The organism is Leifsonia sp. L25, assembly GCF_050632895.1.
In genome coordinates, this window is the sequence record NZ_JBODRZ010000003.1 from 3136962 (window position 1) to 3149455 (window position 12494).

Consider the following 12494-nt stretch of genomic DNA (forward strand, 5'->3'; position numbering starts at 1 on the left):
GCCTCCGGGCGCCCGCCCGCTACGGCTCCGTCGTCAGCGGCGGATTCCCGATCACCGTGTGCAGCCAGATCCAGCTCCCGTTCGTGCTTCCGCGCACCAGGTCGACGTGCACGGTCTCGTCGGGCGCGATCGGCCCCACCCCGACGTGCAGTGAGCGGGCCTGCGGCGCGTCCAGCGTCCACGTCTGCGCCACGACCCCTGCGTTCGCGGACGCTTCCACCGTCAGCACCGCCCCCAGGTCGAGGAAGAAGGGCGCCACCGCCCAGGCGAGGTCGTACGACCGCGTCGCGGTGATCCCGAAGTCGGCGGGCGTGAAACGCACCGAGACGCGGAACCAGTCCGCCGGTTGGCCGGGGTGCACGTCCCATGAGTAGAAGAACGCCGGGTTCAGGTCCGGCGCGAACAGGACGTCGCCGGTCGCGACCGCCGAGGCGAGGGTGAGGTCGGCGCCCGTGCCGAGGGTGCGGGCGAGGTGGCCGGCGTCGAGGGCGGCGATCGTGCCGGGGTACTGGCCGAAGCCGGGGAGGCCGCCGAGCTGGCCGCGGAGGCGGTCGGCGAAGTCGGCGAGTTCGGCGCGGTCGGGGCGGCGGGCCGTGCCGCCGGGGAGGAAGGGATGCTGTTCATGGTGCCGCACCCTACGCCGCCGGAAGGCCCGCGGGGATAGGCAGGCGCCCGAAAAGCGCGGCGCTCAGAACTCCCGCAGCACCGCCGCCTTCGGCCCCGCGACCAGCGTCCCCGCCGGCACGTCCTCCGCGACGATCGCCCCCGCCGCGATCACCGCGTCCCGGCCGATGCTGACGCCGGGGAGGATGGTCGCCCCCGCGCCGATCCACACGTTCTCGGCGACGTCGATCGGGCCTCCCGTCAGCCAGACCCGGCGGTCCTCCACGTCGACGGGGTGGCCGACCGTGATGAAGGTGACCCGCGGCGCGACCAGGACGCGGGGTGCCAGGCGGATGCCTGCGTAATCCAGGAAGGTGCAGTTCTGGTTGATGAACACCCGCTCCGAGAGCTCCAGGTTCAGGCCGTGGTCGGTGAAGAACGGCGGGTAGATCGTCACCCGCTCCGGCAGCGGGCCGCCCAGGATCTCCGAGAGCAGCGCCGCCTTGCCCGCCTCGTCGTCGAACGGCAGGACGTTCAGCCGGGAGGTCAGTTCGGTGGCGCGCAGGACGCGCTCCGACATGGCCTGGAACTCGGGCGAGTGGATGCGCATCAGGAGGTCGCTCGGCACCCCACGATCCTCCCTCCGCGTCCGGCGCGCGCCCGGCCGGACACGCCCGCGATGTCGGCACGGGACGGTACCATGCCCGCATGGCCATCCAGGTGCTCCCGGCGACGGGCCGCTGGGACGATTTCGCCACGTTCATGGTGCCGCGCACGGCCGGCGCCGGCGGCTGCGTGTGCATGTCGTACCGGGATGCGCGCCTGCCGATGCCGGAACGGATCGACTACATGCACCACGAGTGCTCCACCGAGCCGGGGCCGGGCGTGCTGGTCTACGCCGACCGGGAGGTCGCGGGCTGGTGCTCGGTGGCGCCCAAGTCCACGTACCGGCGGCTGATGAACTCGCGCACCATCCCGCACCTCGACGAGGAGCTCGACCCGTGGTCGATCGTCTGCTTCGTGGTGCGCGGCGGGTTCCGCAAGCGCGGGCTGATGCACGACCTCCTCGACGGGGCGGTGGAGCACGCGCGGGCGTCGGGGCGCGGCTGCTGGAGGGCTACCCGGTCGAGACGCGCGGCGAGCGGGTGGATGTGATCAGCGGCTACGTCGGGACCGTCGAGCTGTTCGAGAAGCACGGGTTCACGCGGCTGCGGGAGACGGACGCGCACTCGGGCGGCTCGGTGCGGTGGGTGATGCGGCGGGAGCTCGGCTGAGCGAGGGCCGACACGCACGACGGCCGCCGACCCGAAGGGGGCCGGCGGCCGTGCGGGCCGGGGGCGACGGCGGAGGACTCACCCCCGGCTGATCCGCCGCCGGTAGATCGCGGCGGCGAAACCGTAGGCGACGACCAGGATGCCGACGCACCAGGCGAGGGCGATCCAGATGTCCCCGGTGACCGGCTGCTGCGCGAACAGCGCCCGGATCGTGTCCACGATCGGCGTCACCGGCTGGTGCTCGGCGAACCAGGCGACCGGGGCCGGCATCGTGTTCGTGGGGACGAACGCCGAGCTGATGAACGGGAGGAAGATCAGCGGGTAGGCGAACGCGCCCGCGCCGTCCACGCTCTTCGCCGACAGTCCGGCGATGACGGCCACCCAGGTCAGCGCCAGGGTGAACAGCACGAGGATGCCGGCGATCCCGAGCCAGGCGAGAACGCTCGCCCCGGTGCGGAAGCCGATCAGCAGTGCGACCAGGACCACCAGGACGACCGAGATCATGTTGGCGACCAGCGAGGTGAGCACGTGGGCCCAGAGCACGCTCGACCGGGCGATCGGCATGGACTGGAAGCGCTCGAAGATGCCGCCCTGGAGGTCCATGAACAGCCGGTACGAGGTGTACGAGATGCCGGACGCGATCGTGATCAGCATGATCCCGGGGAGCAGGTAGTTCACGTACGAGCCCGAGTCGGGGCCGGTGTTGATGGCCCCGCCGAGCACGAACACGAACAGCAGCATGAGGGCGATCGGCACGATGGTGACCGTGATGATCGTGTCCAGGCTGCGCGTGATGTGCTTCATGGACCGCCCGGTGAGGACGGTGGTGTCTGCGACGAAGTTCGCGGTGGACATCAGGACTCCTTCGACGGCTGCGTGTCGGCGGCCGCGGATCCGGTGGAGGGGGAGGCCGGGGCGGCGGCGGAGGCAGACGGCCCGACGATGGCGAGGAACACGTCCTCCAGGCTGGGCTGCTTCTCCACGTACTCGACCTTCGCCGGCGGGAGGAGCTGCTTGAGCTCGGCGAGCGTGCCGTTCGCGATGATGCGGCCCTCGTGGAGGATCGCGATGCGGTCGGCGAGCTGCTCGGCCTCGTCCAGGTACTGCGTGGTGAGCAGCACGGTCGTGCCGCGGCCGGCGAGGCGCTTGACGGTCTCCCACACCTCGATGCGGGCCTGCGGGTCGAGGCCGGTGGTCGGCTCGTCGAGGAACACCACCGGCGGCTGGCCGATGAGGCTCATCGCGATGTCCAGCCGGCGGCGCATGCCGCCCGAGTACGTGCCGACCTTGCGGCCGCCCGCGTCGGTGAGCGCGAAGCGCGCCAGCAGTTCGTCCGCGATCCCTCCCGGGTTCTTGAGGTGGCGGAGCCGGGCGACCAGGATGAGGTTCTCCCGGCCGCTCAGGATCTCGTCCACCGCCGCGAACTGGCCCGTGAGGCTGATCGAGTCGCGCACGTCGTCCGGCTTGCGGGCCACGTCGAACCCGTTCACCGTCGCGGTTCCCTTGTCGGCCTGCAGCAGAGTGGAGAGGATCTTCACCGCAGTGGTCTTCCCGGCCCCGTTCGAGCCGAGGAGGGCGAAGATGCTGCCGCGCTGGACGTCGAAGTCGACGCCGCGGAGCACGTGCAGGTCTTTGTAGGACTTCTCGAGGCCGCGCACCTGGATGGCGGGGCCGGTCGTGGTGGTCGTGCTCATGACTCCTTCTCCTGCTCGCGTTCGGCCGCGTCGACGGCCTCGGTGAGGCGGGCGCGCTCCTTGTCGATCCAGCGGGTGCCGACGTAGGCCGCGGCGAAGGCCTCGGCGAACTCGACCGGGTCGTCCCCGACGATGTCGCGGACCGGGGTGTCGTCGGCCGCCGCGCGCTCCCAGAGCTCGACGAAGTCGGTCATCATCGTGAGGATGGTGTCGCCGTCGACGATCCCGCCGTTGTACATGAGGTAGCGGTTGAGCGCCTTCGCGACGCCGTTGTACGGCTCCGGGAGGGCGTCCAGCCGGCTCTTGATCTGCCGGTACTGCTTCTTCTGCTCGAGCGATCCGGTGACCAGCTCGATCCACTTCGGCGCCATTTCAGTTTCCTCCGTCTCGGAGCTGTTCCAGTCGTTCTGCGAGGAAGCTCCACGTCCTCCAGAACTCGTCCAGGTATTCGCGTCCCGCCGCGTTGAGCGAGTACACCTTGCGGGGCGGCCCCTTCTCCGACGGGACTTTCTCGACATCCACGAGGCCCCGCTGCTCCACCCTGACGAGCAGGGCGTAGACGGTGCCTTCGGCGATGTCTTCGAAGCCCTGGTCGCGCAGCCACGAGGTGATCTCGTAGCCGTACGCGGCCCGGCCCGACAGGATGGCGAGGACGATGCCCTCGAGCGTGCCCTTGAGCATCTCGGTCGTCTGCTTGCCCACGTGACACCCCTTTCCAACTACTCAGTGCTGTTGACTACCACTAGATAGTAACGCCGAGTACTGGTAGATAGCAACACTGAATAGCGATTTCTTTACGCAGGAGAAATGGCGACGACACAGGCAGAATCTCCTTCCCAATGCCGTCGGGAAGGAGATTCGGAGCAGAACTCCTGCGCGGGCTCACCGCCCCGCGGAGCTCACCACCTCGTCGACGAAGCCCGCCGTGGCGGACACCACCAGCTCGCGCACGTCGTGCGCGGTGAGCGGGGAGGCCTTCAGCGTCTTCATCCCGTGGTCGGCGCCCGCGACGGGCGCGATCCGCACGTTCGCATGGTCGCCGGGCGCGGCCGCCAGCTCGGCGCGCAGCGACTCCGCGCCGCCGAACGTGTCGCGGTCGCCCTGCAGCACCAGTACGGGGACCGACGGGGTGAGCAGCTCATCCAGACGCGAGGCCTCGGGACGGCCGGGCGGATGGAGCGGGAAGGCCAGGCACACGACCGCGGCGGCGCCGGTCGTATCGGCCGTGCGGCAGGCGACCCGCGCCCCGGCACTGCGACCGCCGACGATCACGGGGAGGCCCCCGGCGAGCTCCGCGACCACAGGGGCGGTCTCCAGCCAGGCGGCGTCGAGCGCGGCCGGACGGGAGGCGACCTTCTTCCCGGCGACCCGCCACGGCTGCTCGTAGCGCGCGACAGTGACGCCGAGGGCCGGCAGTTCGGACGCGAGCGCGGTCAGGTCGGCGGCGCCGATGCCGCCGCCCGCTCCGTGGCCGAGCCAGAGCAGCGCGCGGGGACGCTCCGCGGGCGCGACGACCAGCCGGCCGGGCCCGGCGGCGGTCGGAACGTCCACATCCACGCCTCGAACGCTAGCGGGTGTCGCGCCCCCGCCGCATCCTCGAACCGACGGCCGCGTCCGTTTCCGGGGTGTCCGGTCCCGGCGGTCGCACGGCAGCCGCCTCCGCGGCCTCGGCGGCCGCCTCCGCGACGGCGGGGTCCGGCACCCGGCCGGCCCCGGGGCCCCCGGCCTTCGCCAGCCGCGCGTGCAGGATGTCCCCGATGAACAGGTCGTACACGAGCACGCCGATCACCCCGCCGATCAGCGGCCCGAGGATCGGCACCCACATGTAGCCGCTGAACCACGGACCGTTGCCGGGCACCGCCAGGTTCCCCACCCGGCGATCCACGCGAGCAGCCGCGGCCCGAGGTCACGGGCCGGGTTGATGGCGTAGCCTGCGTTAGCGCCGTACGACATCCCGATGGCCGCGACCGCGAAGCCGACGATCAGCGGGCCGAGGTTCGACTGGACCGCGGTGTTGCGCAGGTCGATCACGGCGGCGATCAGCAGGATCAGGAACATCGTCCCGACGACCTGGTCGAACAACGGTCCCCACATGTTGCCGTTGTAGTAGGGGGCGGGGAAGGTCGCGAAGATCGAGAACGAGGCCAGCGTGTGGCCGTTCACCTTCGGTCCCTTGCTCGCCGTGTCGAACGCGCCGATCGCGGCCGCGTAGACCCCGAGCACGAGCGCGGCGCCGACGAACGCGCCCAGGAGTTGCGACACCATGTAGGGGATCACTTTGACCCACGCGAAGCCGCGCCGCACCGCGAAGGCCAGCGTCACCGCGGGGTTGAGGTGCGCGCCGCTCACGCCGCCGGCGACGTAGACGCCGAAGACGACGGCCATCGCCCAGCCCCAGGTGATCAGGAGCCAGTCTCCTGTGCCGAGGAAGAAGGTCGTCGGGCCCTCGGTGCGGCCCGACCCGGGGAGTGCGGCGACCGCCATCGCCACCACTCCGTCGCCGAACGCGATCAGGACGAACGTCCCGAGGAACTCGGCGAGGCATTCGCCCCACAGTCCTCCGCGTCGTTTGAGGCCCCATCCGCGTACCAGGACGGGGATCGTGTCATCGCTCATTTCCGCACCTCCGCACGAAAATCCACTGGGCGCGCACGCGCGCGTCCCGGCGCTCCGCGGTCCCATCCGGTGAGGATCGTGCGCCGATATAATCAGTGTTACGCCGACAGTTGCGATTACGCAATTGTATTTCGCGGCGTCATCGCTTCTGAGGCTGGAGTCCTGCGGATGAGTCTGAGCACCACACTGGGGATCGACACGCCGATCGTCCTCGGCCCGTTCGGCGGCCTGTCGTCCGTCGCCCTGACGGCGGCCGTGAGCGAGGCGGGAGGCCTCGGCTCGTACGGGCTGTACGGCTACGACGGCGCGCGCATCCGCTCGGTCGCCGCCGAACTGCAGAAGGCCACCGACCGTCCCGTGGCGCTCAACCTGTGGCTGCCGCACCGGGAGGCCGGCGAACACGCCGCGCTCGACCGCGCGGAGTTCGACCGGGCCGTCGGCGGGATGGCCGAGCTCTTCGCGCAGGCCGGCGTGCGGCCTCCCGAGTGGCCGGTCGCGCCGCTGCCCGACTTCGACGAACAGCTGGAGGCCGCGCTCGACGCCCGCCCCGCCGCGCTGAGCTTCGTCTTCGGCGTCCCGTCGCCCGCCGTGGTCGAGGAGGCCCACACGCGCGGCATCCTCGTGATGGGCGCGGCGACGACGGTCGCCGAGGCGCGCGCGCTGGAGGCCGGAGGCGTCGACGCGATCGTCGCGTCCGGCGCCGAGGCCGCCGGGCACCGGCCGTCGTTCCTGCTGGAGCCCGAGCGCAGCCTCGTCGGCGGCCTCTCGCTGATCCCGCAGGTGGTGGACGCGGTGAGTGTGCCCGTGATCGCGGCCGGCGGCATCGCCGACCGGCGCGGCGTCGCGGCGGCGTTCGCGCTGGGGGCGTCCGGCGTCCAGGCCGGGACGGTCTTCCTGGCGACGGCGCAGTCCGCGGCTCCCGCCATCCACCGCGAGCGGATCCGTGCGGCGCTCGCCGGCGACACGGTGCTGACCCGGGCAATGAGCGGCCGGCTCGCGCGCGGCCTCCCGAACCTCGCCGTCCGGGCGATCGAGAGCAGTGGGGCCGGGGCGACGTTCCCGCTGCAGAACATCCTCACCGGCGTGTTCCGTCGTGCCGCGTCGACCGCGGGGCAGCCCGAGCTGCTGTCGCTGTGGATGGGGCAGAGCGCCGGGCTCTCCCGGTTCGACGACGCCGCGGACGTCTTCGCCGAGCTCGCGGCGGGGGTGCCGGATGACGCGCGCTGACCCGCCCCGCACGCACCGCGTCGTGAGCCCGCCCATCCTCTACGCGGGCACCCCGGTCATCCTGCTCGCCTCGCTGAACGACGACGGCACCCCGAACCTCGCGCCCGCATCGTCGTATTGGGCGCTCGGCCGGATGCTCGCACTCGGTCTCGAGACCGAGGGGCAGACGCTCGCGAACCTCGAGGAGCGGCCGCAGGTGACCGTGAGCTTCCCGTCGCCGCCGCTCTGGTCCGCGGTGGAGCGCATCGCCGACCTCACCGGACGCCCGGAGGTCCCTGCGGCGAAGGCGGGACGCTACACGCACCGCGCCGACAAGTTCGCCGCCGCCGGCCTCACGCCGCAGGCGTCCGACCTGGTCGGCCCGCCGCGTGTCGCCGAGTGCCTGCTCCAGCTCGAAGCGGAGGTGCGCCGCATCACGCCGGGGGTCACGGGGGAGTACGCGATCGCCGAGGCGGAGGTCGTGCGCGTGCACGCCGACCATCGGATCGTCGCGGACGGCGACCACATCGACCCACTCGCGTGGCAGCCGATCGTGTACAGCTTCCGGCACTACTTCGGGATCGGGGAGCCGCTGGGGCCGCGCGGGAGTGCTCCGGCCGCGACGGTTCCGGCCGAGGCGGAGACGGAGTCGGGCGGATCCGAGCCTGCGTCCGCCTTCGACGTGGACGCCTGGGAGCTGTGGGAGGTCGGCGGCGACTCCGCCTGCTGGCTCGCCTCCGTCTGCCCCGAGTGCGGGGCGATGCGCGACGGCGACGGCCCGTGCCCGCGCTGCGACGCCGACCCGCCGGAGTGATCGGGTAACAGGGTGATCGGCCGGCGGAGCGATCCGCTAGATGCCGGCCGCGGCCCCGGGGAGCAGCAGCGTGAACCGGCCGTCCGCGTTCGGGAGGTCGCCCGCCGCGTTCGCGAACGCCCGGAACGACGCCGCCGCCGCGTTCCGCTCGCCCGGCTCCATCTCCGCGAGCACCTCGGCGAGCGCCGAACGCCGATGGCCGATCACGCGCTCGACGAGCGCTCGGCCCTCCGACGTGAGGGTCACACGGACGAAGCGGCGGTCGTCCGGATCCTCCGTCCGCTCGACCAGTCCCAGCCGCACGAGCTTCTCGCAGGTGCGGGTGGCGTTGGAGGCGTGCACGCCGAGCTCGGCGGCCACGCCGCCGAGGGTCTGCGGTCCACGGGTGGCGACCATCACGAGCACGCGGAGCTGTGGCGACGTGACGATGTCCTCGACTTCGGAGACCGAGCGGGCGGCGACCCGCATCATCACGTCGGCCGCCTGGAGGGCGGCGTCGACGTCGTCCGCGTGCTGTTCTTCGTGGTCCACCCTCCAGTTCTACCGTGCATCCAGTCGCTCGCGCATCAGTGGGCGCCCGGACGCGTCCGTGCGTGTCCTGAGCCGCACGTGCGAACACCCTCCGAGTGCTGCCCGACCACTACCGCTGGGGTTGCGATCGCGGGATAATTGCGCTGTCGCAACCAAGGAGGCGATCGTCATGATCGAAGCGAAGGACCGCGACGTGGTCGAAGGCCGGTACACCCAGGCCGAGCCCGAGACAGCCGAAGAACGCGTCGTTCACGGTCAGTACACCGAAGGTGAGGGGCACCTCGGCCCCGACACCGAGGTCGTCGGAGCCTACGTGGGCTCCGAGCGGGAGGGCAAGTCGCCCCTCGTGCGCAGCACCCACCAGAGGAGTGGGAACTATCCGAAGGCGCAGCACGAGGAGGCCGAGGAGGCCGCTGCACCCGACGAGGAGGGCTAGCCCTCACGGCGGAGCGCCCCGCCACCTTCCACGGGACGCTCCGTCACCACGGATGCCGCAGGCCTCGCCTGTCTCGGTTCCGCTCAGGCCGACTCACCCCGCGACCGCCGCGACCAGACGCGCCCAGGAGGCGCCGAACGCGTCGACCCCGGCCCGTTCGAGCTCCGCGGTGACGTCCGCGAGGCGCACGCCTGCCCCCTCCAGGTCATCCAGGATCGCCCGCGACTCGGCGTAGCCGCCGCGGATCGTGTCCGGACGGACGACGCCGTGGTCGTACAGGGCTTCCAGCGTCTTCGCCGGGATCGTGTCCACGACCCCCGGGGCGACCAGCTCTTCGAGGTAGCGGGTGTCGCGCATCGTCGGGTCCTTCACCCCGGTGGATGCCCACAGCGGCCGCTGCGGATGGGCGCCCCTTGCCGCGAGCGCCTGCCACTCCGGCCGCGCCAGCGACTCCTCGAACGCGGAGTAGGCCAAGCGCGCGTTGGCGACCGCGGCGAGGCCACGGAGCCCGTCCGCCGCCGGCCCGCCGATCGCGGTCAGGCGCTTGTCGACCTCCACGTCCACCCGCGAGACGAAGAACGACGCGACCGATCGGATGCCGTCCAATGCGATCCCCGCGGCAGAAGCCCGGGCGAGGCCGGCGCGGTAGGCGGCCATCACCTGGTCGTAGCGCTCCAGCCCGAACAGCAGCGTCATGTTGATGGAGGCGCCCTCAGCCGTCGCCTCCTCCAGTGCGCGCACTCCCGCGTCCGTGGAGGGGATCTTGACGAGGACGTTCGGACGGTCCACGAGTCCGCGCAACTCCCGGACCTCGGCAAGCGTCGCTTCCGTGTCGTGGGCGGCCTCCGGGGTGACCTCGATCGATACGAACCCGTCCGCGCCGCCGGAGGCGTCGAACACCGGGCGGAGGACGTCGCACGCCTCCCGCACGTCGCCCCCGATCAGTGTGAGCGCGGCCTGCCGTGGTTCGGCGCCGGACGCGCGCAGCTCGGCGAGCCGCCCGGCGTAGGCGTCAGGCTCGTCCTCCACCGCCTTCGCGAAGATGGTCGGGTTCGTCGTGACGCCGGTCACGTCGCGCTCGCGGATCAGTTCCGCGAGCCTGCCTGAGACGAGGTCGCCGCGGGAGAGATCGTCCAGCCAGATGCTCACCCCTGCGCGGCGGAGGTCGTCGGTCGCGGTCATCCTTCGGCCCGTCCCTCCAGGAAGCGCCGAGGGCCGATCCCGGCGAGCTCACCGGTGAAGCGGGAGGTGCGGGTCGTCGCGCCCGGCGCGCGGACGCCGCGGACCGCCATGCACAGATGCTCGGCCTCCAGGACGACGCCGACGCCGCGCGGCTCCAGTTCGTCGTCCAGGTAGTCGGCGATCTGCACGGTCAGCCGCTCCTGCAACTGCAGGTCGCGGGAGAAGTGCTCGACGGCGCGCGCCAGCTTGGAGAGCCCCAGCAGCCGGTCGCCGGGGAGGTAGCCGACGTGCGCGACGCCGCGGAAGGGCAGCAGGTGATGCGCGCAGAGCGAGGTGAACGGGATGTCGCGCACCAGCACGAGGTCGTCGTAGCCCTCGTCGTTGGGGAACGTCGTCGGCCGCAGTGCGGGGGCGTCGAGCAGTTCGGCGAAGGCGGCGGCGACGCGGCGGGGTGTGTCGGCGAGCTGCGGGTCGGTCGTGTCGCGGCCGAGGGCGTGCAGGAGCTCGGCGATCGCGGCCTCCGCGCGCGGGCGGTCGATGGCGCCGCGCCACGGCCCGGCCAGCGGCTCGGGGAGGATGTCGGCGACCGAGCGGAGGGCAGCCTCGTCCTCGTGGGATTCTGTGGTCAGCGTCATCGTGCCTCCATCGTGCCTGGGTGCTTCCGGGGCGGCCCTGGGTCGCTCCTGGGGCGAGAGTACGTCGGCGCAATTCTTTTGTCAACAATTGCTTTTTTTAGAGATAGGATGGGCCGCATGACCGACGACGACGTGGCGGCCGTAGCGGCGCTCGCGGAGCCCGCGCGCCGCGAACTGGTCCGCATCCTGACCGCGGAGGGAGTCCCCTCGGCCGCGACGAGCTGGCCGAGCGCACCGGGCTGACGCGCGCGACGGCGGCATTCCACCTGGAGAAGCTCGTGGACGCCGGTGTGCTGATCGCCGAGTTCCGGCACCGCGGCGAGAAGCGCGGCCCCGGTTCCGGGCGGCCCGCGAAGTTCTACTCGCTCGCGCACGAGGAGATCGTCGCCTCCGTGCCGCCGCGACGCTACGACCTCGCCGGAGAACTGCTCGCCGGCGCTGTCGAACGCTCGGACAGCACCGGCCGCCCCGTCCGTGAATGCCTGCTGGCCGTCGCCGCCGAGCACGGCACGGCGCGCAGCGACGCCTCGCGCCCGGTGGCCGACAGCCTCGACGGGCTCGGCTACGACCCCAGGGACGACGGCGCGGGCGGCTACGTGCTCGCCAACTGTCCGTTCCACCGGCTGTCGAGCCGCCACACCGACGTGATCTGTTCCGCCAACGCCGCGTTCGTGTCCGCGCTGAGCGCCGGGGCGAGCGACGGGCGGGAGGCGTGGCTGGAGCCGCTGGCCGGCGGATGCTGCGTGCGGGTCGGGGCGGCGCACGGCGAGCAGCCGGGCGAGCAGGCGGACTAACCCTTCACGCGCCCGGCCTTCACACTCACCACCCCGTCGATCCGGCCGAGTTCGGTGAGGAGGAGGTCGGCCTCCTTCTGCGTCCCGCGGATGTGCACGGCGAGCTCGAGGTCCCGGTCGGGGAGGCGACGGAGGTCGTCCACGCGCATCTGCATGCCGTCCGCGGTCAGCCGGTCCATCACGACGCCGAGCGGCGCGCCGGACGGGTCGACGCGCACCACGAGACGGCTCTCCCCGCGCTGCCGGATCAGCCGTTCGGCGGTCGGAAGCGAGCCGACCGCGAGGAGGTGGAGGGCCGTCCCGGCGAGCGCGAGCAGGGGAGCCCGGCGCCGCACGCCATGCCGACGGCCGCCGTCATCCAGATGGACGCCGCCGTGGTGAGTCCGACCACGTTGCCGCGGTTCACGAAGATCACGCCGGCGCCGACGAACCCGATGCCGGTCACGATCTGCGCGGCGATCCGCGACGGGTCGGTCGCGGGGAGGCCGAACGCAGTGAAGCCGAAGGCCGACACCAGCGTGAACAGCGCGGACCCGAGTCCCACCAGGATGTGAGTGCGCAGCCCGGCGCTCTTGAACTGGCGTTCGCGCTCCACGCCGATCACCGCCGACAGCACGAACGCGAGCAGCAGCGCGACGAGCTGGGGAACGAGCTCTCCTGTGGGCAGCCAGCCGCTCATGCTGCGCTCCCGGTCACCGGGCGCTCCCGA

General features: G+C 72.1%; 21 protein-coding genes. 7 read left to right on the top strand and 14 right to left on the bottom strand.

Annotated elements, in window-relative coordinates; all coding sequences use genetic code 11:
* Positions 1-19 precede the first annotated feature (19 nt).
* Together ACRAWC_RS19780 and ACRAWC_RS19785 are read right to left on the bottom strand one after the other, a co-directional pair.
* Positions 20-634: a hypothetical protein gene (locus ACRAWC_RS19780; protein ID WP_431349254.1), complete on the bottom strand. Its 615-nt coding sequence runs from the start codon at positions 632-634 to the stop codon at positions 20-22.
* Positions 635-688: 54 nt separating this feature from the next.
* On the bottom strand, positions 689-1231 hold the full coding sequence (locus tag ACRAWC_RS19785) for a DapH/DapD/GlmU-related protein (protein ID WP_431349255.1): 543 nt from the start codon (positions 1229-1231) through the stop codon (positions 689-691).
* An 80-nt stretch (positions 1232-1311) separates the two neighbouring features.
* Here ACRAWC_RS19785 and ACRAWC_RS19790 point away from each other — a divergent pair, with 80 nt between their 5' ends.
* Together ACRAWC_RS19790 and ACRAWC_RS19795 are read left to right on the top strand one after the other, a co-directional pair.
* Complete coding sequence (locus tag ACRAWC_RS19790) at positions 1312-1758, top strand: GNAT family N-acetyltransferase (RefSeq protein ID WP_431349256.1); 447 nt, start codon at positions 1312-1314, stop codon at positions 1756-1758.
* Positions 1749-1877, top strand: a complete 129-nt coding sequence (locus ACRAWC_RS19795) for a hypothetical protein (protein WP_431349257.1) — start codon at positions 1749-1751, stop codon at positions 1875-1877. Before ACRAWC_RS19790 ends, ACRAWC_RS19795 begins: the two co-directional genes overlap by 10 nt.
* Positions 1878-1955: 78 nt before the next feature.
* Here the strand turns inward: ACRAWC_RS19795 and ACRAWC_RS19800 are convergent, their stop codons facing one another.
* The 7 genes from ACRAWC_RS19800 to ACRAWC_RS19830 all read right to left on the bottom strand — a co-directional run bounded on the left by ACRAWC_RS19800 (position 1956) and on the right by ACRAWC_RS19830 (position 6187).
* Positions 1956-2732, bottom strand: a complete 777-nt coding sequence (locus tag ACRAWC_RS19800) for an ABC transporter permease (RefSeq protein ID WP_431349258.1) — start codon at positions 2730-2732, stop codon at positions 1956-1958.
* Entirely contained in the window at positions 2732-3571 is an 840-nt protein-coding gene (locus ACRAWC_RS19805) for an ABC transporter ATP-binding protein (protein ID WP_431349259.1), read from the bottom strand. The genes ACRAWC_RS19800 and ACRAWC_RS19805 overlap by 1 nt, the downstream gene beginning before the upstream one ends.
* Positions 3568-3942 (bottom strand): DUF1048 domain-containing protein, encoded by a 375-nt coding sequence (locus tag ACRAWC_RS19810; RefSeq protein ID WP_431349260.1) that lies wholly within the window; start codon positions 3940-3942, stop codon positions 3568-3570. Before ACRAWC_RS19810 ends, ACRAWC_RS19805 begins: the two co-directional genes overlap by 4 nt.
* A 1-nt stretch (position 3943) precedes the next feature.
* Positions 3944-4273 (bottom strand): PadR family transcriptional regulator, encoded by a 330-nt coding sequence (locus ACRAWC_RS19815; RefSeq protein ID WP_185276928.1) that lies wholly within the window; start codon positions 4271-4273, stop codon positions 3944-3946.
* Between the two features lie 180 nt (positions 4274-4453).
* Positions 4454-5128 carry an alpha/beta hydrolase family protein gene (locus ACRAWC_RS19820; RefSeq protein WP_431349261.1) on the bottom strand — a complete coding sequence of 225 codons (675 nt, stop codon included), beginning with the start codon at positions 5126-5128 and terminating at the stop codon, positions 4454-4456.
* 10 nt (positions 5129-5138) lie between these two features.
* Positions 5139-5396, bottom strand: coding sequence for a hypothetical protein (locus ACRAWC_RS19825; protein WP_431349262.1), 258 nt, complete (start codon positions 5394-5396; stop codon positions 5139-5141).
* Complete coding sequence (locus tag ACRAWC_RS19830) at positions 5369-6187, bottom strand: MIP/aquaporin family protein (RefSeq protein ID WP_431349263.1); 819 nt, start codon at positions 6185-6187, stop codon at positions 5369-5371. Before ACRAWC_RS19830 ends, ACRAWC_RS19825 begins: the two co-directional genes overlap by 28 nt.
* A gap of 168 nt (positions 6188-6355) precedes the next feature.
* Between ACRAWC_RS19830 and ACRAWC_RS19835 the strand changes: the two genes are divergently transcribed.
* Entirely contained in the window at positions 6356-7414 is a 1059-nt protein-coding gene (locus tag ACRAWC_RS19835) for an NAD(P)H-dependent flavin oxidoreductase (RefSeq protein WP_431349264.1), read from the top strand.
* Complete coding sequence (locus tag ACRAWC_RS19840; RefSeq protein WP_431349265.1) at positions 7401-8207, top strand: flavin reductase; 807 nt, start codon at positions 7401-7403, stop codon at positions 8205-8207. The genes ACRAWC_RS19835 and ACRAWC_RS19840 overlap by 14 nt, the downstream gene beginning before the upstream one ends.
* A gap of 36 nt (positions 8208-8243) precedes the next feature.
* Here the strand turns inward: ACRAWC_RS19840 and ACRAWC_RS19845 are convergent, their stop codons facing one another.
* Positions 8244-8738, bottom strand: a complete 495-nt coding sequence (locus tag ACRAWC_RS19845; RefSeq protein WP_431349266.1) for a MarR family winged helix-turn-helix transcriptional regulator — start codon at positions 8736-8738, stop codon at positions 8244-8246.
* 169 nt (positions 8739-8907) lie between these two features.
* Between ACRAWC_RS19845 and ACRAWC_RS19850 the strand changes: the two genes are divergently transcribed.
* Positions 8908-9174, top strand: coding sequence for a hypothetical protein (locus tag ACRAWC_RS19850; RefSeq protein WP_431349267.1), 267 nt, complete (start codon positions 8908-8910; stop codon positions 9172-9174).
* A gap of 93 nt (positions 9175-9267) precedes the next feature.
* Here ACRAWC_RS19850 and tal read toward each other — a convergent pair whose 3' ends face one another.
* Positions 9268-10356 (bottom strand): transaldolase, encoded by a 1089-nt coding sequence (gene tal, locus ACRAWC_RS19855; protein ID WP_431349268.1) that lies wholly within the window; start codon positions 10354-10356, stop codon positions 9268-9270.
* The gene (folE, locus tag ACRAWC_RS19860; RefSeq protein ID WP_431349269.1) at positions 10353-10991 is read right to left on the bottom strand and encodes a GTP cyclohydrolase I; all 639 of its coding nucleotides are present in this window, start codon (positions 10989-10991) and stop codon (positions 10353-10355) included. The genes tal and folE overlap by 4 nt, the downstream gene beginning before the upstream one ends.
* A gap of 117 nt (positions 10992-11108) precedes the next feature.
* Between folE and ACRAWC_RS19865 the strand changes: the two genes are divergently transcribed.
* On the top strand, positions 11109-11234 hold the full coding sequence (locus ACRAWC_RS19865) for a hypothetical protein (RefSeq protein WP_431349270.1): 126 nt from the start codon (positions 11109-11111) through the stop codon (positions 11232-11234).
* Positions 11235-11269: 35 nt separating this feature from the next.
* Positions 11270-11785, top strand: coding sequence for a helix-turn-helix transcriptional regulator (locus tag ACRAWC_RS19870; RefSeq protein WP_431349271.1), 516 nt, complete (start codon positions 11270-11272; stop codon positions 11783-11785).
* On the opposite strand, the gene ACRAWC_RS19875 is transcribed toward ACRAWC_RS19870, so the two are convergent.
* Positions 11782-12006, bottom strand: a complete 225-nt coding sequence (locus ACRAWC_RS19875) for a hypothetical protein (protein ID WP_431349272.1) — start codon at positions 12004-12006, stop codon at positions 11782-11784. The genes ACRAWC_RS19870 and ACRAWC_RS19875 overlap by 4 nt on opposite strands.
* A gap of 26 nt (positions 12007-12032) precedes the next feature.
* A complete protein-coding gene (locus ACRAWC_RS19880; RefSeq protein WP_431349273.1) occupies positions 12033-12464 on the bottom strand; it encodes an MgtC/SapB family protein in 432 nt (143 codons plus the stop codon).
* Positions 12465-12494 lie beyond the last annotated feature (30 nt).

Bases quoted from the DNA above. Each gene is read 5' to 3' on its own strand.
- ACRAWC_RS19790 (WP_431349256.1), top strand. From the start codon at position 1,312: ATGGCCATCCAGGTGCTCCCGGCGACGGGCCGCTGGGACGATTTCGCC.
- ACRAWC_RS19800 (WP_431349258.1), bottom strand. From the start codon at position 2,732: ATGTCCACCGCGAACTTCGTCGCAGACACCACCGTCCTCACCGGGCGG.
- ACRAWC_RS19805 (WP_431349259.1), bottom strand. From the start codon at position 3,571: ATGAGCACGACCACCACGACCGGCCCCGCCATCCAGGTGCGCGGCCTC.
- ACRAWC_RS19810 (WP_431349260.1), bottom strand. From the start codon at position 3,942: ATGGCGCCGAAGTGGATCGAGCTGGTCACCGGATCGCTCGAGCAGAAG.
- ACRAWC_RS19825 (WP_431349262.1), bottom strand. From the start codon at position 5,396: ATGTGGGTGCCGATCCTCGGGCCGCTGATCGGCGGGGTGATCGGCGTG.
- ACRAWC_RS19830 (WP_431349263.1), bottom strand. From the start codon at position 6,187: ATGAGCGATGACACGATCCCCGTCCTGGTACGCGGATGGGGCCTCAAA.
- ACRAWC_RS19835 (WP_431349264.1), top strand. From the start codon at position 6,356: ATGAGTCTGAGCACCACACTGGGGATCGACACGCCGATCGTCCTCGGC.
- ACRAWC_RS19840 (WP_431349265.1), top strand. From the start codon at position 7,401: ATGACGCGCGCTGACCCGCCCCGCACGCACCGCGTCGTGAGCCCGCCC.
- ACRAWC_RS19850 (WP_431349267.1), top strand. From the start codon at position 8,908: ATGATCGAAGCGAAGGACCGCGACGTGGTCGAAGGCCGGTACACCCAG.
- tal (WP_431349268.1), bottom strand. From the start codon at position 10,356: ATGACCGCGACCGACGACCTCCGCCGCGCAGGGGTGAGCATCTGGCTG.
- folE (WP_431349269.1), bottom strand. From the start codon at position 10,991: ATGACGCTGACCACAGAATCCCACGAGGACGAGGCTGCCCTCCGCTCG.
- ACRAWC_RS19865 (WP_431349270.1), top strand. From the start codon at position 11,109: ATGACCGACGACGACGTGGCGGCCGTAGCGGCGCTCGCGGAGCCCGCG.
- ACRAWC_RS19880 (WP_431349273.1), bottom strand. From the start codon at position 12,464: ATGAGCGGCTGGCTGCCCACAGGAGAGCTCGTTCCCCAGCTCGTCGCG.